At 71.4% G+C, this 19,481-nt stretch carries 13 protein-coding genes; 11 read left to right on the top strand and 2 right to left on the bottom strand.

Features of this window, described 5'->3' with window-relative positions; genetic code table 11:
• Positions 1–103: 103 nt before the first annotated feature.
• Together NUT86_RS28365 and glgB are read left to right on the top strand one after the other, a co-directional pair.
• Positions 104–1,612 carry a maltokinase N-terminal cap-like domain-containing protein gene (locus tag NUT86_RS28365; protein ID WP_093647274.1) on the top strand — a complete coding sequence of 503 codons (1,509 nt, stop codon included), beginning with the start codon at positions 104–106 and terminating at the stop codon, positions 1,610–1,612.
• A 115-nt stretch (positions 1,613–1,727) separates the two neighbouring features.
• Entirely contained in the window at positions 1,728–4,250 is a 2,523-nt protein-coding gene (glgB, locus tag NUT86_RS28360) for a 1,4-alpha-glucan branching enzyme (RefSeq protein WP_274738224.1), read from the top strand.
• 113 nt (positions 4,251–4,363) lie between these two features.
• On the opposite strand, the gene NUT86_RS28355 is transcribed toward glgB, so the two are convergent.
• Positions 4,364–5,770, bottom strand: coding sequence for a cation:dicarboxylate symporter family transporter (locus NUT86_RS28355; RefSeq protein WP_159486111.1), 1,407 nt, complete (start codon positions 5,768–5,770; stop codon positions 4,364–4,366).
• 165 nt (positions 5,771–5,935) lie between these two features.
• On the opposite strand from NUT86_RS28355, the gene NUT86_RS28350 reads away from it, so the two are divergent.
• From NUT86_RS28350 to NUT86_RS28315, 8 genes are all read left to right on the top strand, one after another.
• Positions 5,936–7,597 carry a sensor histidine kinase gene (locus NUT86_RS28350; RefSeq protein ID WP_274738222.1) on the top strand — a complete coding sequence of 554 codons (1,662 nt, stop codon included), beginning with the start codon at positions 5,936–5,938 and terminating at the stop codon, positions 7,595–7,597.
• 40 nt (positions 7,598–7,637) lie between these two features.
• Positions 7,638–8,327, top strand: coding sequence for a response regulator (locus NUT86_RS28345; RefSeq protein WP_078518472.1), 690 nt, complete (start codon positions 7,638–7,640; stop codon positions 8,325–8,327).
• Between the two features lie 63 nt (positions 8,328–8,390).
• Complete coding sequence (locus NUT86_RS28340) at positions 8,391–9,755, top strand: extracellular solute-binding protein (RefSeq protein ID WP_274738219.1); 1,365 nt, start codon at positions 8,391–8,393, stop codon at positions 9,753–9,755.
• The gene (locus NUT86_RS28335) at positions 9,752–10,672 is read left to right on the top strand and encodes a carbohydrate ABC transporter permease (protein WP_274738217.1); all 921 of its coding nucleotides are present in this window, start codon (positions 9,752–9,754) and stop codon (positions 10,670–10,672) included. The genes NUT86_RS28340 and NUT86_RS28335 overlap by 4 nt, the downstream gene beginning before the upstream one ends.
• 3 nt (positions 10,673–10,675) lie before the next feature.
• Positions 10,676–11,536, top strand: coding sequence for a carbohydrate ABC transporter permease (locus tag NUT86_RS28330; protein ID WP_274738215.1), 861 nt, complete (start codon positions 10,676–10,678; stop codon positions 11,534–11,536).
• A gap of 132 nt (positions 11,537–11,668) precedes the next feature.
• Positions 11,669–12,379: a helix-turn-helix domain-containing protein gene (locus NUT86_RS28325; protein WP_274738213.1), complete on the top strand. Its 711-nt coding sequence runs from the start codon at positions 11,669–11,671 to the stop codon at positions 12,377–12,379.
• A 190-nt stretch (positions 12,380–12,569) separates the two neighbouring features.
• Positions 12,570–13,370, top strand: a complete 801-nt coding sequence (locus NUT86_RS28320) for an ABC transporter ATP-binding protein (RefSeq protein WP_159486123.1) — start codon at positions 12,570–12,572, stop codon at positions 13,368–13,370.
• Positions 13,371–13,451: 81 nt separating this feature from the next.
• A complete protein-coding gene (locus tag NUT86_RS28315) occupies positions 13,452–16,001 on the top strand; it encodes an ABC transporter permease (protein ID WP_274738210.1) in 2,550 nt (849 codons plus the stop codon).
• Between the two features lie 86 nt (positions 16,002–16,087).
• On the opposite strand, the gene NUT86_RS28310 is transcribed toward NUT86_RS28315, so the two are convergent.
• A complete protein-coding gene (locus NUT86_RS28310) occupies positions 16,088–17,113 on the bottom strand; it encodes an ATP-dependent 6-phosphofructokinase (RefSeq protein WP_018087331.1) in 1,026 nt (341 codons plus the stop codon).
• 231 nt (positions 17,114–17,344) lie between these two features.
• Between NUT86_RS28310 and pta the strand changes: the two genes are divergently transcribed.
• On the top strand, positions 17,345–19,441 hold the full coding sequence (pta, locus tag NUT86_RS28305; protein WP_159486127.1) for a phosphate acetyltransferase: 2,097 nt from the start codon (positions 17,345–17,347) through the stop codon (positions 19,439–19,441).
• Positions 19,442–19,481 lie beyond the last annotated feature (40 nt).

Below are 19,481 nucleotides of genomic sequence, written 5' to 3'. Positions count from 1 at the left end.
GACTCCGTCTGGGGGTACCCCCACCGCGCCGCCGCACAGTCAAGGCCGCATTCCGGGACACTTTGCCCTATATGTCGTGTGCCCGGGGAAAGGACGCGACGCCATGTCGGACACCGCCTCGACCCGTGCCACCCGAAACACCCCTGATCGACGCCCGCTCGTCTCCGCCCCCGATCTGCTGTCCTCGCTGGCTCCCCTGCTCGCCGACTGGGTGCCACGCCAGCGCTGGTTCGCCGGCAAGGGACGGCTGATCACCGGCTTCACGCTGCTCTCGGCGACCGAGCTGCTGCCGTGCACGGGCGACGGCACCGCACCGGGCCTGCTGCAACTGCTCGTCCGCGCCCAGCAGAGCGCACCACCGAGCCGTACGCCGTCCGGCGGCGACTGCTACCAGCTCCTGCTGGGGGTGCATCCGGCGCCGCCGCCCCAGCTGGCGCCCGCGGTGATCGGACGCCCCGGCGGGGGCCCACTGCGCGGCCGCACCGTCTATGACGCGCTCCTCGACAGCCGGCTCTGCGGGCTGCTGCTGGAGCGGCTGCGGGTCCCTGGCCGGCTCGGCGCGCTGCGCTTCTGCCGTGAGCCCGATGCCGACATCCCCTCCGGGCTGCCGGGCCGGCCGATCGCCGTCGAGCAGTCCAACTCCTCGATCGTCTACGGCGATTCCTTCATCCTGAAGGTCTTCCGGCGGATCGAGCCGGGCATCAACCCGGACCTGGAACTGCCGCGGGCGCTCGCGGACGCCAAGTGCGCGCGGGTGCCCGCGCCCGCGGCATGGTTCGAGTCGGCGGCCGCCGACGAGGACGGCGAGCCGACGACACTGGGCGTGCTGCAGCCCTTCCTGCCGGGCTCGGCGGACGGCTGGAAGCTGGCGCTGAACGCACTGGCCGTACGCGCCGACTTCACCGGCTCGGCGCGGGCACTCGGCCATGCCACCGCCGAGGTGCACACCGCGCTCGCCCAGACGCTGCCGACCACCGAGCTGCGCCGCCCGCAGCTGGAGGTGATCGCCGCCCAGATGAACGAGCGGCTGGCGGCCACCGCCCGCGCCGTGCCCGTGCTGCAGCCCTACCGAGCCCGGCTGCGTACCGCCTTCGACGCGCTGGCCGCGGTCGGCCACGACGGCCGCAGCTGGGCCGCCCAGCGCATCCACGGCGATCTGCACCTGGGCCAGACGCTGCGCTCCGCCGACGAGGGCCGCTGGTCGCTGATCGACTTCGAGGGCGAACCGGCCCGCCCGCTGGCCGAGCGGCGCCGGCCGCAGCCCGCGGTGCGCGATGTCGCGGCGATGCTGCGCTCCTTCGACTACGCCGCGCGCAGCGGACCGGCGGGCGGCGACCCCTGGTCGCTGGAGTGGGCGCGGCGCACCCGCGACGCCTACTGCCTGGGATATGCGGAGGCCGGCGGGCTCGATCCGCGCTCCGCACCCGAACTGATGCGCGCCTATGAGACCGACAAGGCCGTCTATGAAGTGCTCTACGAGGCCCGGCACCGGCCCGACTGGCTGGCCGTCCCGATGGCCGCCATCCGGCGCCTGGCGGCGGGCGGGGAGCGGGCCGTGGGACTGGACGGGACCGGCCCGACCCGGTCCGCCGGGCCCGACGGCCGGGGGTGAGGGGCCTGGGCCGAACCGCCGCACCACCGCCCGCCCCTGAGCTCCGACCGATGCCCCGCCCCGAGGAGGCCCTCTCGTGACCGCCCGCCCGTCACCCGCGAATACCCCGGCCGGAATGGCTCCGCCATCCCCTTCCGGCTCCCCGTCACCCCACACCCCGGCCGGAACGACTCCGTCATCCCCCTCCGGCTCCCCGCCGCCCCGCCCCACCGCTCCCGGCACCGCGCCCGCCCGGGGCGCGGCCGACGACCGCGCGGCGGGGCGGTCCGGCCACGCGGCCACGCCCCGGCCGCCGGCCTCCGGCACCGCGCCGACGGGCCGGAGCACCGCCGGTGCCACCTTCGCCGCCCGGCCGCCCGGCCTCCGGGACACGGCCGCACCGCCCGGCCGGACCGCCGGGCCCGCGGACCCGCCCCGCACGGAGCGGCCGAACGGCAGCCACGGGGTCCGGGCCGCCACACCGCTCTCCGACGAGGACCGCGGCCGGCTGCTGGGCGGTGCCCATCACGATCCGCACGGCCTGCTCGGCGCCCACCCCGTACGCGGCGGGCTGCTCATCCGGGTCCTGCGGCCGTATGCGAAGGGCGTCACCGTCCTGGCGAAGGGGCTGCGCGCCGATCTGCCCGCCGAGGGGGACGGGCTGTTCGCCGGGGTGCTGCCGCTGCGCACCGTCCCGGACTACGAGCTGCTGGTCGACTACGGCAACCACACCGTGACCGTGCAGGACCCCTACCGCTTCCTGCCCGCGCTCGGCGAGCTGGATCTGCATCTGTTCGGCGAGGGCCGGCACGAGCAGCTGTGGCAGGCGCTCGGCGCGCGGATCATGGAGCACCAGGGCGTGACCGGCACCCGCTTCACGGTCTGGGCGCCCAACGCGCAGGGCGTGCGGGTCGTCGGCAACGTCAACTACTGGGACGGCACCGGCTTCCCGATGCGCTCGCTGGGCTCGTCCGGTGTCTGGGAGCTCTTCCTCCCGGGCCTCGGCGAGGGCGAGCTGTACAAGTTCGAGATCACCCGGCCGGACGGCTCACGGACCCTACGTGCCGACCCGATGGCCCGGCGGACCGAGTGCCCGCCGGACACCGCCTCGGTCGTGGAGGCGTCGCACTACCGCTGGATGGACGCCGACTGGATGGCCCGGCGCGGCGCGCGCCCCGTGCACGAGGCCCCGTTCTCCGTCTACGAGGTGCACCTCCCCTCCTGGCGCCCCGGCCTCACCTACCGTCAGCTGGCCGATCAGCTCCCCGCCTACGTCAAGGACCTGGGCTTCACCCACGTCGAGTTCATGCCGGTCTCCGAGCACCCGTTCGGCGGCTCCTGGGGCTATCAGGTGACCGGGTTCTACGCGCCCACCGCCAGGATGGGCACCCCGGACGACCTCAGGTTCCTGATCGACGCGCTGCACCGGGCCGGCATCGGGGTGCTGATGGACTGGGTGCCGGCGCACTTCCCGCGCGACGACTGGGCGCTGGCGGAGTTCGACGGCCGCCCGCTCTACGAGCCCCAGGATCCGGCCCGGGCCGCGCACCCGGACTGGGGCACCCTGGAGTTCGACTACGGCCGCACCGAGGTCCGTAACTTCCTGGTCGCCAACGCGGTCTACTGGTGCGAGGAGTTCCACATCGACGGTCTCCGGGTGGACGCCGTCGCCTCGATGCTCTATCTCGACTACTCCCGCGAGGACGGCGGCTGGACCCCGAACGTCCACGGCGGCCGGGAGAACCTCGACGCGGTCGCCTTCCTCCAGGAGATGAATGCGACGGTCTACCGCCGCTGCCCCGGCGTCGTCACCATCGCCGAGGAGTCCACGGCCTGGGACGGCGTCACCCGCGCCACGCACCATGTGGGGCCCGGCGGCTTCGGCGGTCTGGGCTTCGGCCTGAAGTGGAACATGGGCTGGATGCATGACTCCCTCGGCTATGTCTCCAAGGAGCCGGTGCACCGGAAGTACCACCACGGCGAGATGACCTTCTCCATGATCTACGCCTACTCCGAGAACTATGTGCTGCCGATCTCCCATGACGAGGTGGTGCACGGCAAGCGCGCGCTGGTGTCGAAGATGCCCGGTGACTGGTGGCAGCAGCGGGCGAACCACCGGGCCTACCTCGGCTTCATGTGGGCCCACCCCGGCAAGCAACTCCTCTTCATGGGGCAGGAGTTCGCCCAGGGCGCGGAGTGGGCGGAGAGCCATGGACCGGACTGGTGGCTGCTCGATCCCTCGTACGGGGCGGAGGCGGACCACCGGGGCGTACGCGATCTCGTGCGCGAGCTGAACCGCCGGTACGCCGCCACGCCCGCGCTGTGGGAACGCGACACCGATCCGGCCGGTTTCTCCTGGATCGACGGCGAGGCGGGCGAGGACAATGTCTTCCCCTTCCTGCGCTTCGCCGCCGACGGCTCCCCGCTGCTCTCGGTCACCAACTTCTCCCCCGTCGTCCGCCATGCCTACCGGCTCGGCGTCCCCGACCACCTCCCCGCCTGGCGCGAGGTCCTCAACACCGACGACCCGCGCTACGGCGGCAGCGGCGTCGGCAACCCCGGCGTCCTCACGACCGAACCGACCCCCTGGAACGGCCGCACCGCATCCGTCTCCCTCGTCCTCCCCCCGCTGGCGACCCTCTGGCTACGACCGTCCTGACCGCCTCACGGCCGATGGTTGTCGGCGGTCGCGCGGTCGCCCGCCGCACGGTCACGCCGAAGGGGCGGGCGCCTTCTGCGGCACCCGCCCCTTCTCCCCTCCTTGGGCCTGGGTCAGACCTTGGCGGACGTCTTCTCCAGCCCGCCGTCCCGCGGCGCGACGACCTCCGCGGCGACCGGCTCGGCGGGCGCGTCGTCCACCAGCGTCTTCTCGTCGAACGGCACCTGTCCGGCGAGCACGTCCGCCGCCCGGGCCTTGTCGATCTCCTTGGTCCAGGTGCCGATCAGCACGGTGGCCACCGCGTTGCCGGCGAAGTTGGTCAGGGCGCGCGCCTCGCTCATGAAGCGGTCGATGCCGACGATCAGGCCGACGCCGTCGACCAGTTCGGGGCGGTGCGACTGCAGTCCGCCGGCCAGCGTCGCCAGGCCCGCGCCGGTGACCCCGGCCGCCCCCTTCGACGCGATGACCATGAACACCAGCAGCGAGATCTGCTGGCCGAGCGGGAGCGGCTTGCCCATCGCCTCGGCCACGAACAGCGAGGACATCGTCAGGTAGATGGCGGTGCCGTCGAGGTTGAAGCTGTAGCCGGTGGGGACGGTGATGCCGACCACCGGCTTGCTGACGCCCAGGTGCTCCATCTTCGCGATCAGCCGCGGCAGCGCCGACTCCGAGGACGAGGTGGAGAGGATCAGCAGGAATTCCCGGCCGAGGTACTTCAGCAGCAGGAAGATGTTGACACCGGCGACCAGCCGGAGCAGCGCGCCGAGCACCACGATCACGAACAGCAGACAGGTGATGTAGAAGCCGACCATGATGACGGCCAGCGACTTCAGCGCGTCCAGGCCGGTCTCGCCGACCACCGCAGCGATGGCGCCGAAGGCACCCACCGGCGCCGCCCACATGATCATGGCCAGGACCCGGAAGACCAGCTTCTGGATGTGTCCGACACCGCGCAGCACCGGCTCGCCCGCCGAGCCCAGCGCCTGCAGGCCGAAGCCGACCAGCAGCGCCACCAGCAGCGTCTGGAGCACCTCACCCTGGGTGAAGGCGGAGACCAGCGTGGTGGGGATCATGCCCAGCAGGAACTCGGGCAGCGACTCCCCGCCGCCCTCGGTCTGGGCGTGCCCGGCGTGCTTGACGGTCTCGGTCAGATGGAGGCCGGAGCCGGGGTCCAGCAGATTGCCGACGACCAGGCCGATGGCCAGTGCGACGGTGGACATCACCATGAAGTAGCCGAGGGCCAGTCCGCCGACCGCGCCGACCTTGGCGGCCTTCCGCACCGAGCCGACGCCCAGCACGATGGTGCAGAAGATGACCGGCGAGATCATCATCTTGATCAGGTTCACGAACCCGGTGCCGAGCGGCTTGAGCTGGACGGCGACACCGGGGGCGGCGAAGCCCACGATGATGCCGAGCAGCACCGCCCCGATCACGGCGATGTAGAGGTAGTGGGTCCGGTCCCGCTTCACCGGCGCGGTCTCCTCGGTGGTGCCCCCACGCGGCGGGGTCTGTGCAGCCACGGCTGCCTCCTCGGTCTACGGCTGTGCGCTGATCTGCGGCTCTGTCACACAACAAGTCCCGGCGACTATGCACGTCGCTGTGGCGCCCGTCACCCTTACGTACATTTCGTTCACGTAAAAGTGACCGTGCAGACGGTTCTTCGGTAACCGTGCAGACTGTTCTGCATGCGACTCCCCCGACCCCGGCCTCCCCGTCGGCTGCGCGGCCCCCGCAGCCTCGCCGGGCAGCTCTTCGCGATGCAGGTCGTGCTGGTCGCGGTGGTCGTGATGGGCTGCGCCGTCTTCGCTTACGTCAGCGCCGGCCGGCAGGCGGAGGAGACCGCGCGGCGGCAGGCGACCGCGGCGGCCACCGCCGTCGCCGACTCCCCGGCGGTCGTGGCGGCGGCCCGCAGCAAGGACCCGACGGCCGCGCTCCAGCCGTACAGCGAACGGCTGCGGCGCGACGCCGGGGTCGACTTCGTGGTGATCATGTCGCCGAAGGGCATCCGCTGGACGCACCCCGAGCCCTCCGCGATCGGCAAGAAGTACTTCGGGCACATCGGCCCGGCGCTGCGCGGCGAGATCTTCCCTGAGACGCATCTGGGGGTGCTCGGGCCGTCCGTACGGGTCGTGGCGCCGGTCCGGGACCCCGGGCACGGCGGCCGGATCACGGCGCTGGTCAGCTCCGGGATCACCATCAAGACGATCAGTGCGCAGCTGCGTGACCAGGTGCTCGCGCTGGTGGGCGTGGCCGCCGCGGCGCTGGCGCTCGGCGGCCTGGGGACGTACGTCATCAACGCCCGGCTGCGGCGGCACACCCACGGGATGAACGCCCAGGAGCTCAGCCGGATGCACGACTACCACCAGGCCGCGCTGCACGCCGTGCGCGAGGGGCTGTTGATGCTCGACGGGCAGCGCAGGGTCGCCCTGATCAACGACGGCGGGCGGGAGCTGCTGGGGCTGTCCGACGACGCGGTGGGCCGACGCGTCACGGAGCTGGGTCTGCCGGAACCGCTGACCGAGACACTGCTGGCGCCCGGCCCGCGGGTCGACGAACTGCAGCTGACCAGCGAGCGGGTCCTGGTGGTCAACTCCGCACCGGTCTCCGGCGGTGAGCGGCGCGGCAGCGTCGTCACCCTCCGCGATCACACCGAACTCCAGGCGCTCTCCGGGGAGTTGGACTCGGTACGCGGTTTCACCGAGGCGCTGCGCTCACAGGCCCACGAGGCCGCCAACCGGCTGCACGCCGTGGTCTCGCTGATCGAGCTGGGGCGGGCCGAGGAGGCCGTGGAGTTCGCCACCACGGAGCTGGAGCTGGCGCAGGCGCTCACCGACCAGGTCGTCGGCGCGGTCGCCGAGCCGGTGCTCGCCGCGCTGCTGCTCGGCAAGGCGGCCCAGGCCAACGAGCGTGGTGTCGCCCTGATCCTCACGCCCGACAGCCGGATCGACGACGGGCTGCTGCCGCCCGGTCTGCCGGCCCGCGATCTGGTGACGGTTCTGGGCAACCTCCTCGACAACGCCATCGACGCCGCCGCGCCGACCCAGGAGCACGGCGCCACCGAGCCGCCTCGGGTGCAGGTCACCGCACGGGTGGCCGACGGCGAGCTGCTGCTGCGGGTGGCGGACAACGGGCCGGGGGTGGCCGCGGACGCCGCCGAGGAGATCTTCCGACGGGGCTGGACCACCAAGCCGGGCACCGGCGCGCCCGCCCGGGGCCGCGGTCTGGGCCTGGCCCTGGTCCAGCAGGCGGTACGCCGCAACGGCGGCACCGTCACGCTGGACCGGGCACCGGAGGGCGGCGCGCGGTTCACCGTGCGGCTGCCGCTGCGGACGGGGGCCGCGAGATGAGCGGGGTGCCGCCCTGCGCGGGCCGTCCCGCGGGGAGAGGATGGAAGCGGTGACCCCCTCCGACATCCGGGTCCTCGTCGTCGAGGACGACCCGGTCGCGGCCGACGCCCACGCCCTGTACGTCGGGCGGGTGCCCGGCTTCAGCGTCTCCGGCACCGTGCACTCCGGCGCCGACGCCCGCCGCCATCTCGAACAGCACGCCGTCGATCTGCTGCTGCTCGACCTCTACCTGCCCGACGGCCACGGGCTGCAGCTGGTGCGTACGCTGCGGGCGGCCGGGCACACCGCCGACATCATCGCGGTCACCTCGGCGCGGGATCTGACGATGGTGCGCGAGGGCGTCTCGCTCGGTGTGGTGCAGTACGTCCTGAAGCCGTTCACCTTCGCCACCCTCCGCGACCGGCTCACCCGCTATGCGGAGTTCCGGGCCGCCACCGGCGAGGCCAGCGGGCAGGACGAGGTGGACCGGGCGATCGCCGCCCTGCGCGCGCCGCGTCCGGCCGCGCTGCCCAAGGGGCTGACCGCGGCCACCCTCCAGGCGGTGACCACGGTGCTGCGGGCGGCCGGGAGCGGGCTGACGGCGACCGAGGCGGCGGCCGACGTGGGCATCTCACGGATCACCGCCCGCCGTTATCTCGAACATCTCGTGGAGAGCGGCCGGGCCGCCCGCGCCCCCCAGTACGGCCAGGTCGGGCGCCCCGAATTGCGCTATCGCTGGTCGGGCCATTGACCCACTGTGACCGGTGACTTACTTTCAGCGGGCAGGACACCGTGGTTAGTTGGAGGTCGTGCCGTGCGCCCCATCGCCCCGCTGATGCTTCTCACCGCCACCGTCGTGGCCGCCGGCACGCTCACCGCCTGCGGCGGCGGGTCCGGGAGCGACCCCGGCACCGTCAAGGTCGCCTTCATCAAGGACACCAACAGCAGGGTCACCGTGCGGGACGACTACGTCCGGCTGGTGGCGCGGCAGTTCGAGAAGGACCACCCCGGCAAGAAGGTCCGGCTCATCCCGATCCAGGCGTCCGAGAACGACTACTACACCAAGATCCAGCAGATGATGCGCTCCCCGCGGACCGCACCGGACCTGGTCTACGAGGACACCTTCCTGGTCAACTCCGACATCACCGCCGGGCTGTTGCGGCCGCTGGACGACCACCTCCGCACCTGGGACGCCTGGCGGCAGTTCGAGCCGGCCGCGAAGGCCGCGGCCAAGGGGCAGGACGGCAGGACCTACGGCGTCCCGGACGGTACGGACACCCGCGGGCTGTGGTTCAACAGGAAGATCTTCAAGAAGGCGGGGCTGCCGGCCGACTGGCGGCCCAAGGACTGGGACGAGGTCCTGGCCGCGGCCCGGACGATCAAGCGCAAGGTCCCCGGCGTCATCCCGCTGAATGTCTTCACCGGCAAGGGCGCGGGCGAGGCCGCCGTGATGCAGGGCTTCGAGATGCTGCTGTACGGCACCGGCGAGCATCAGCTCTACGACCCGGGCGCGAAGAAGTGGGTCACCGGCACCCAGGGCTTCAAGGACAGCCTGGCCTTCCTCGACACGGTCTACAAGGAGCGGCTCGGGCCCGATGTCTCCGATGCGCTCAGCCCCAACATCCAGACCAATGTGGCCGCCGAGCTGCTGCCCGAGGGAAAGCTCGCCATCGATCTCGACGGCTCCTGGCTGGGCCAGCAGTGGCAGAAGACGGGCGGCGGCAACCCCTGGCCCGAGTGGTCGGCCACGCTGGGGCAGGCGCCGTTCCCCACCCAGCACGGCGCCCCGCCCGGCCGGGTCAGCCTGGCCGGCGGCTGGACCTGGTCGGTACCGCGCAAGGCCCAGCAGCCCGATCTGGCCTGGAAGTTGATCGAGACCTTCCAGTCACGGCCGAACGCCCTCGAATGGTGTGTACGGGGCGCGCAGATCGCGGTGCGCAAGGACGTCGCGGCCGACCCCCGCTACCGGAAGTCGGTGCCCGGCATCGGTTTCTTCACCGGCCTGGTCAAGATCAGCCAATACCGGCCCGCGCTGCCCGAATACCCCCGGGTGGCCGCGGCGATCGGCGAGGCGATGGAGGCGGTCACCGCCGATGACGCCTCGCCGGACAAGGCGGCCGCGGACTATGACGCGACGCTGAAGTCCCTGGTCGACGGCCGGACCGTCGCCAAGCCATGACCGGCGTCCTGGCCCGGACCGCGGCCCGCGCCCGGACACCCGGTGCCCCGTCGGTCGGCTTTTGGACCCGGCTGCTGCGCTGGTCCCCGCTCGTCCCGGCCACCGTCCTGCTGCTGCTCTTCCTCGTCGGCCCGATCGGCTACTGCGTCCTCATCGCCTTCACCGACACCCAGCTGACCGGCCAGGAGTCGGCGTCCTTCGTCGGACTGGCCAACTTCCGCCGGGCGTTCGGCGATCCGGCGTTCCGCAACGCCGTGGTGCTGACCCTGGTGTTCACCGTGTTCTCCTCGCTCGTCGGGCAGAACACCCTGGGCCTGGCGCTGGCCGGTCTGATGCGCCGCGCCTCACGGCCCGTACGGTCCCTGACCGGTGCGATGGTGATCACCGCGTGGGTGCTCCCGGAGATCGTCGCGGGCTTTTTGCTCTACACCTTCTTCGAGCGGCGCGGCACCCTCAACGCCCTGCTGGAGTGGCTCCAACTGCCCGCTCAGAACTGGCTGTTCACGCTGCCCATCATGGCCGTGTCGTTCGCCAACGTCTGGCGCGGCACGGCCTTCTCGATGCTGATCTACTCCGCGGCGCTGGCCGGGATCCCCCAGGAGGTCACCGAGTCCGCCGAGGTCGACGGGGCGGGCGGGCTGCGCCGGCTGTGGCACATCACGCTCCCGATGATCCGCCGCTCCATCGGCACCAATCTGATGCTCAACACCCTCCAGACGCTCTCCGTCTTCGGGCTGATCTGGGTGATGACACGGGGCGGTCCGGGCAACCGCAGCCAGACGCTGCCGGTGTTCATGTACGACCAGGCGTTCCTGAAGTCCCTGATCGGCTACGGCACCGCGGTGGCGCTGCTGTTGCTGCTGGTGGGGGCGCTGTTCTCGGTCGGCTATCTGCGTCTGCTGCGCGAGGAGGTCTGAGCCGTGCCGCTCCCCCGCCACCGCCACCACCGGCACCACCGGCACCACCGGCACCGGCACCGGCTGGCCGCCGACGCCGGGCTGCTGGTCGCCGCGGTGGCGTTCGCGGTTCCGCTGGTCTGGCTGGTGCTGGCGTCCCTGGACGCGGAGGCGACGCTGCGGGTGCGGCTGCCCGAGTCCCCGACACTGAACAACTTCTCGGCGGTGCTGACCGACGAGATCACCTTCACCCCGATGCTCAACAGCCTGCTGATCTGCGGCGGCGCGACGCTGCTGACGGTGGTCTGCGCGGCATTGGCCGCCTATCCGCTCTCCCGCTTCCGCTCGCGTCTGGCCCGCCCGTATCTGCTGACCGTCCTGTTCTCCACCTGTCTGCCGGTCACCGCGGTGATGGTCCCGGTCTACGGGCTGTTCGTGCAGATCGATCTGATCGACACCCGGTACGGCACCGCGCTGTTCCTGGCCGCCGCCCAACTCCCGTTCGCCATCTGGCTGATGAAGAACTTCATGGACGGGGTGCCGAAGGTCCTGGAGGAGGCGGCGTGGACGGACGGCGCCTCCTGGCCGCAGACCCTGCTGCGGGTGATTCTGCCGCTGATGGGACCCGGTGTCGCCGTCGTCGCGATCTACACCTTCATCATGATGTGGGGCAATTTCTTCGTGCCCTTCATGCTGCTGCTCTCCCCCGAGCAACTGCCCGCCTCGGTGAGCATCTTCACCTTCTTCGGCAATTACGGCGCCATCGCCTTCGGTGAACTGGCGGCCTTCTCGATCCTGTACTCGACACCGGTCGTCGCGCTGTACATCCTTGTCTCCGGACGGCTCGGCGGCGGCTTCGCGCTCGGTGGCGCCGTGAAGGGCTGAGGGGACGTTGCCGGATGCCGCCGGCGGAAAGCCCCCAGACAGGACCGGGAAACCGGCCGGCTAGTAGCTTCCTACGACTTTCCGGCTTGGGTATCCGCACGATAGGTGTGGCCGCACCCCGTCACTTACCGTGTGCCGGTGAACACGCAAGCCGGGGAGCCCCGCCGGCCCCCTTTCAACGCCGAGGCCGCCCGCCGGCTCCGCGAGGCCCTCGGCATGACCCCGGCCCATGTCGCCTACGGCATATGGGCCGCCTTCGGCATGCGGACAGCGCCCGAAACGGTGGCGTCCTGGGAATGGGGGGAGAGCAGCCCCTCGGAAGCCGAACTGACCGCGCTGGCCGGCGCCCTGTGGTGCACACCGGGCGAACTTCTCGGCGCACCGGGCACCCTGCGTGAATACCGTCTGGCGCTCGGCCTCGCCCCGGTGGACCTCGCGCGGCGGATCGGCATGGAGGCGAGCGCGTACGAGCGTCTGGAGGCCGGCGGGAAGTGGCGCGGCAACGACCGGCAGGCCGCGGCGCTCGCCGAGGTGCTGCGGCTGCCGCTGCCCGCACTGCTCCGCTTCACCGGCCGGGACGAGAAGCTGGCCGAGCTGCTGACCAGCGCGGCCACCACCCGCTGGCAGGCCTATGTCCGGCCGGTGGGCAAGCTCGTCCCGCTGCCCAGGCAGCAGATCCAGGGCGTTCTGCGGGATCTGCACGGCGAGTACCAGGCGACCATGACCGCTACGCTCAACTGGGGCGACGGGGGCAGCGCCGAGGAGTCCGGCAGGGCGGGGCGCGCCCTTCTCGACGACATCGTGGCGGAATTCTGGGCCCGGACCGGCAGGCAGGACCCCTGAGCGCGGGCGACGGCCCTGTCCTCTCCCGTCGGCCGCTGGGCGGACGGCCGTCCGTCCAGAGGATGACGCCGGGTCCGGTGATGGCACTTCCGGCCGGTCCGGCTTTCGGTCCCTGCGGGTGAGGACCGGCTGACCTGCGCCTTCAAGAATAGGAACGTCGAAAACTTCCGTTCCTTCTCCAGGAGTCCCCGTGTCCCACGCGGCCGCCCTTCCGGGTTTCCCCGGTTCCCCCGCCCCCGCCCGCGCCACCGCTGCCGTCGCCGCCCGCGCCACGGATCTGAGCAAGGTCTACGGCCAGGGGGACACCCGTGTGGTCGCGCTGGACTCCGTCTCGGTCGAGTTCGGCAAGGCCCAGTTCACCGCCATCATGGGCCCCTCGGGCTCCGGCAAGTCGACGCTGATGCACTGCATGGCGGGTCTGGACGCGATCTCGTCCGGCTCGGCCAGGATCGGCGATGTGGAGCTGGCGTCGCTGAACGACAAGCAGCTGACGCGGCTGCGCCGGGACAAGATCGGCTTCATCTTCCAGGCGTTCAATCTGCTGCCGACGCTGAGCGCGCTGGAGAACATCACGCTGCCCATGGACATCGCGGGCCGCAAGCCGGACCGGGAGTGGGTCAGCCGCGTCATCGAGACGGTCGGCCTGTCCGGGCGCCTGGCGCACCGGCCGGCGCAGCTCTCCGGGGGCCAGCAGCAGCGGGTCGCGGTCGCCCGGGCGCTGGCCGCCCAGCCGGAGATCATCTTCGCGGACGAGCCGACCGGCAACCTCGACTCCCGCTCCGGCGCCGAAGTCCTGGGCTTTCTGCGGGAGTCGGTGCAGGCCATGAGCCAGACCGTGGTGATGGTCACCCATGACCCGGTCGCCGCGGGCTACGCGGACCGGGTGGTCTTCCTCGCGGACGGCCGGATCGTCGAGGAGCTCCACCAGCCGACCGCGGACACCGTCCTGGACCGGATGCGGCTCTTCGACTCCAAGGGCCGTACGAGCTGACACCGGCGCACCGCCCTCCCGCGCTCCCCGGCGCGCTGCCCTCCATCCCGAGCCACCGGACCCAGGACTGACACCACCACCATGCTGCGAACCGCCCTGCGCAACGTCCTTGCGCACAAAGCCCGATTGATGATGACCGCGCTCGCGGTCCTGCTCGGCGTCGCCTTCGTCGCCGGCACCCTCATCTTCAGCGACACCGTCGGCTCGGCCGTCAAGAAGGCGTCCGAGAAGAACCTCGACGGGGTGGCCGTCTCCGTCCAGGCCGAGGCCGCCGACAACTCCCCGGACGTCGGCAAGGACGGCAAGCGGACCACCCTTGTCGACGAAAAGCTGGCGGACACCATCCGCGCACTGCCCGGCGTGGAGTCCGTACGCCGCAACGTCAACGGCACGGCCACCGTCGCCGGCCCGGACAATGTGCCGCTCGGCCACGACTGGCAGAACCTCGCCGCCAACTTCCAGCCGGGCAAGGACGGTCACGACCCCCGCTACCCGCTGCTGAAGGGCCGCGGACCGGCCGCCGGCAACGAGATCGCGCTGGACGAGGCGACCGCGAAGGCGTCCGGCCGCAAGATCGGTGACTCCGTGCGGCTCGCCACCGACGGCCCGGTGCTGACGAAGAAGCTGGTCGGCATCGTCTCCACCGACGACCCGCAGGTCACCGCGGGCGGCAGCCTGACGCTCTTCGACACCGCCACCGCGCAGAAGCTGTTCCTGCACCCTGGCCAGTTCGACGAGCTGGTGATCGGGGCCGCGCCCGGCGCCGATCAGCAGGCACTGACCGCCAAGGTCAGCGAGGTGCTGCCCAAGGGCCGCGCCACGGCGACCAGCGGCACCGATCTCGCCGCCGAGCAGTCCAAGATGGTCGCCAGCCAGAACGAGGCCCTGACCCAGACGCTGCTGACCTTCGCCGGGATCGCGCTGTTCGTCGGCGTCTTCATCATCGCCAACACCTTCACCATGCTGATCTCCCAGCGCAGCCGGGAGATCGCCCTGATGCGCGCGATCGGCGCCTCCCGCCGTCAGGTCGTGCGCTCGGTACTCGCGGAGGCGGCCCTGCTGGGCCTGATCTCGTCGGCCGTCGGATTCGCGCTGGGCACCGGCCTCGCGGTGGGCCTGCGGGCGGTGCTCGAAGCGAATGGCGCGGGTTTCCCGGACGGACCGGTCGTCATCAGCCCGGCCGCGGTGCTCTCCGCGCTCGGTGTGGGCGTCGTGGTGACCGTACTGGCCGCCTGGCTGCCGTCCCGTAAGGCGGCGAAGATCGCCCCGGTGGAGGCGCTCAACACCGTCGAGGCGCCGCCGGCACTGCGCAGCCTGGTGCTCCGCAACTCCCTCGGCGCGGTCATCACCGGCCTCGGCATCGCGACCATGTGCTACGTCTCCACGCTGAAGGACGCCGACGACCTGCCGATCGCGATGGTGGGCGGAATGCTGACGCTGACCGGCGTCATCATCCTCGCGCCGCTGCTGTCCCGGCCGCTGGTCTCGCTGGCGGGCGTCGTCACCACCCGGCTCTTCGGCATCAGCGGCAAGCTGGCCAAGGAGAACACGCTGCGCAACCCCCGCCGTACGGCGGCGACCGCCTCGGCGCTGATGATCGGCCTCACCCTGATCACCGGTATGACCGTCGTCGGGAACTCGGCCGGGCAGGCCATGGACAAGATGACGGCCCAGGGGCTGAAGGCCGACTACAAGATCGGGGCCACGTCGTCCGGTCTGGACCCCAAGCTGTCGCAGAAGGTGGCGGACGTCCCGGGCGTCGAGGTGGCGGCTCCGCTGCGCAATACGGGCTTCGAGACCCCTGATTCCATCATGAGCCTGATGGGCACCGACCTCAGCACGATCGGCAAGGTCGCCCAACTGGACTTCACCAGCGGTTCGTTGAAGGGCGCCGGAGGCAACGACATCGCGGTCTCCCAGAAGATGGCCAAGATGAAGGGCTGGCACACCGGCGACACCCTGGACGCCACCTTCTTCGACAAGAAGAAGGCGAAGCTCAAGATCGTCGGAATCTATGCGGACAACCAGCTGCTCGGCGACTCGATCGGCGCCACCTCGCTGGCGGCGCCGCACCAGCTCGTGCCGATGGTCGAGTCCCTGCTGGTGAAGGCCCAGGACGGCCCGTCGGAGGGGCTGGAGAAGCAGATCCGGCACGCCCTCGGCGACAGCCCGCTGCTGAAGGTCCAGGACCACGCCGACCTGCGCAAGGAGAACGCCGCGGACATCGAGATGGTGCTCAACGTCTCCTACGGGCTGCTGGGCATGGCCGTCATCATCGCGGTGGTGGGCGTCGTCAACACCCTCGCCATGTCGGTCTTCGAGCGGACCCGTGAGATCGGGATGCTGCGGGCGATCGGCCTGGCACGCAGCGGTATCAAGCAGATGGTCCGGCTGGAGTCGGTGGTCATCGCGCTGTTCGGCGCGGGCCTGGGCATCGCGGTGGGTGTCTTCTGCTCCTGGGCCGCCGGCAACCTGGTCAGCCAGGGCCTGCCGACCTACGAGCTGCTGCTGCCCTGGGGCCGGCTCGCGCTGTTCGTACTGCTCGCGGCGGCCGTGGGGATGCTGGCCGCGCTGTGGCCGGCCCGCCGGGCGGCCCGGCTGAACATGCTGGAGTCCATCGGCGCACAGTGACCGCGCACACGAACGAACGGCGGCGCGCCTTCCCTCGGTCGAGGGGAGGCGCGCCGCCGTTGTGGTGGGTGCGGAACCGCCGGGGCTCAGAAGACCGACTCGGCCTCGTCCATCCGCCACTCGGGCACCGTCTTGAGCTCGGTGACCGCCTCGGCGAGCGGCACCATCGTGATGTCGGTGCCGCGCAGCGCGGTCATCCTGCCGAAGTCGCCGCGGTGGGCGGCCTCGACGGCGTGCCAGCCGAAGCGGGTGGCGAGCACCCGGTCGTACGCGGTGGGGGTACCGCCGCGCTGGACATGGCCGAGAATGACCGGGCGGGCCTCCTTGCCGAGGCGCTTCTCCAGCTCGATGGCGAGGTGGTTGCCGATACCGGAGAACCGCTCGTGACCGAACTGGTCGATCGCGCCCTTCTTGTAGTCCATGGTCTCCTCGGCGGGGTGGGCCCCCTCCGCGACACAGACGACCGCGAACTTCTTGCCCCGGGCGAACCGCTCCTCGACCATCGTGACCAGGTCGTCGACGTCGAAGGGGCGCTCGGGCAGGCAGATGCCGTGGGCGCCGCCGGCCATCCCGGACTCCAGCGCGATCCAGCCGGCGTGCCGTCCCATCACCTCGACGACCATCACCCGCTGGTGCGACTCCGCGGTGGTCTTGAGGCGGTCGATCGCCTCCGTCGCGACGCCGACGGCGGTGTCGAAGCCGAAGGTGCGGTCGGTGGAGGAGATGTCGTTGTCGATGGTCTTGGGGACGCCGACGACCGGCATCCCGGCGTCCGCCAGCATCCGCGCGGCGGTGAGGGTGCCCTCGCCGCCGATCGGGATCAGGACGTCGATGCCGTAGTCCTTGGACATGTCCTTGGACTTCTCACAGGCCTCACGGAGCCGGTTGCGCTCCAGCCGGGACGAGCCGAGGATGGTGCCACCGCGGGCGAGGATGCCGCTGACCGCGTCGAGGTCGAGCTTGCGGAAGCGCCCTTCGAGCAGCCCCTTGAAGCCGTCCTCGAAGCCTATGACCTCGTCGTCGTGCCCGGTGAGGGCACGGTGGACAACAGACCGGATCACAGCATTGAGGCCGGGACAGTCGCCGCCTGCGGTGAGGACTCCGATACGCATCGTGCTGTGTCTCCTGTGCTCGCTGTTGGTTCGTGTGAGCCGGTCCGATTGTTTCACGGGCCGGCCGGCCCTCCCCGCACACAGACCTCACCCCTACTGTCCCCGTACCGGCTCCACAAGGGAAACTGGGAGAGCGGCTTATCCACCGCCGCAGGTATTGTCAAGAGGGGCAAGCCCACGATAACGGCTGATTTTGTCCTTGCGGCCCACGGAATGGATCGGAGAGCACGCGTGACGCGCAGCGTGTACGTGACCGGGATCGACCGCGGCGACGGCCGCCAGGTCGTCGAGCTGGGAGTCATGGAGCTCCTGACCCGCCATGTCGACCGGGTGGGGGTCTTCCGCCCGCTGATGCACAGCGACGGACCCGACCGGCTCTTCGACCTGCTGAGGGCCCGCTACCGGCTCACCCAGTCCGCCGACACCGTCTACGGCCTGAGCTACGACGAGGCGGCCACCCTCCAGGCCGAGCGCGGCACCGATGAGCTGGTCTCCCGGCTCGTCGAGCGCTTTCACGCCGTGGCCAGGGACTATGAGTACGTCCTGGTCCTCGGCTCGGACTTCGCGGCCACCAGCCTCCCGGACGAACTGGCCCTCAACGCCCGGCTCGCCAATGAATTCGGCGCCTCGGTGCTGGCCGTCGTCGGCGGCCAGGGCCAGGAGGCCGAGTCCGTCCGCGCCGAGGCCCGCAACGCCTACCGCGCCTACGACACGCTGGGCTGCGACGTCGTGGCCATGGTCGTCAACCGGGTCGCCCCCCAGCACCGCGAGGCCATCGTCGACCGGCTCTCCGCCCGGCTCCCCGTGCCCTGCTACGCGCTCCCCGAGGACGGCTCGCTCTCCGCGCCGACCGTCGGCCAGATCGTGCACACCCTCGGCGCCGAGGTGCTGCTCGGCGACGACTCGGGGCTCGCCCGGGACGCCCGGGACTTCGTCTTCGGCGGCGCCATGCTGCCGACCTTCCTCAAGGCGCTCACCCCCGGCGCTCTCGTGGTGACCCCCGGGGACCGGGCGGACCTGGTCATCGGCTCGCTCGCCGCGCACAGCGCCGGTGCCCCGCCGATCGCCGGTGTGCTGCTCACCCTCGACGAGCGGCCCGGCCCCGACATCATGGCGCTGGCCGCCCGCCTCGCGCCCGGCACCCCGGTGATCTCCGTACCCGGCGGCTCCTTCCCGACCGCGGGCGAGCTGTTCGCGATCGAGGGCAAGCTGAATGCCGCCTCCCCGCGCAAGGCGGAGACCGCGCTCGGCCTCTTCGAGCGGCATGTGGACACCGTGGAGCTCACCAACCGCATCTCCGTCGCCCGCTCCGGCCGGGTCACGCCGATGATGTTCGAGCACGAGCTGATCGAGCGCTCCCGCGCGGGCCGCCGCCGCGTCGTCCTCCCCGAGGGGAGCGAGGAGCGGGTGCTGCGCGCCGCCGACGTGCTGCTGCGCCGCGATGTCTGCGATCTGACGCTGCTGGGCGAGGAGGAGGCGATCCTCAAGCGCGCCGCCGACCTGGCCATCGATCTGGCCGGCGCCCAGATCATCGACCCGCAGACCTCCGAGCTGCGCGAACGGTTCGCCGAGCGGTACGCGCAGCTGCGCGCCCACAAGGGCGTCAGCGTCGAGCTGGCCTTCGACGTGGTCGCGGACGTCTCCTACTTCGGCACGCTGATGGTCCAGGAAGGCCTGGCCGACGGCATGGTCTCCGGTGCGGTGCACTCCACCGCCGCCACCATCCGCCCCGCCTTCGAGGTCATCAAGACCAAGCCGGGCGCCCAGATCGTGTCCTCGGTGTTCTTCATGTGCCTGGCCGACCGGGTGCTGGTCTACGGCGACTGCGCGGTCAACCCGGACCCGAACGCCGAGCAGCTGGCGGACATCGCCATCCAGTCGGCCACCACCGCCGCCCAGTTCGGCGTCGAGCCGCGGATCGCGATGCTGTCGTACTCGACCGGCACCTCCGGCTCCGGCGCGGACGTCGACAAGGTCCGCAAGGCCACCGAGATCGTCCGTGAGCTGCGCCCCGATCTGCTGGTCGAGGGCCCGATCCAGTACGACGCGGCGGTGGACGCGGCGGTCGCGCGCACCAAGCTCCCCGAATCCGATGTCGCGGGCAAGGCCACCGTGCTGATCTTCCCGGACCTGAACACCGGCAACAACACCTACAAGGCCGTGCAGCGCTCGGCCGGTGCGGTCGCCGTCGGTCCGGTCCTGCAGGGTCTGCGCAAGCCGGTCAACGACCTCTCGCGCGGCGCCCTGGTCCAGGACATCGTCAACACCGTGGCCATCACCGCCATCCAGGCCCAGGGTGCCCAGCCCGGCGCCGCACACACCGCCTGACCCAGGCCCCCGCCCGTCTCCCCCACCCCATCGGAAAGCG

The sequence above is a fragment of the Streptomyces sp. G7(2002) genome, assembly GCF_028870195.1.
In the GTDB taxonomy this organism is placed as follows: Bacteria; Actinomycetota; Actinomycetes; order Streptomycetales; family Streptomycetaceae; genus Streptomyces; species Streptomyces nigrescens.
The sequence above is the reverse complement of the archived record's forward strand: the minus strand, read 5'-3'. Positions and strand labels throughout refer to the sequence as shown.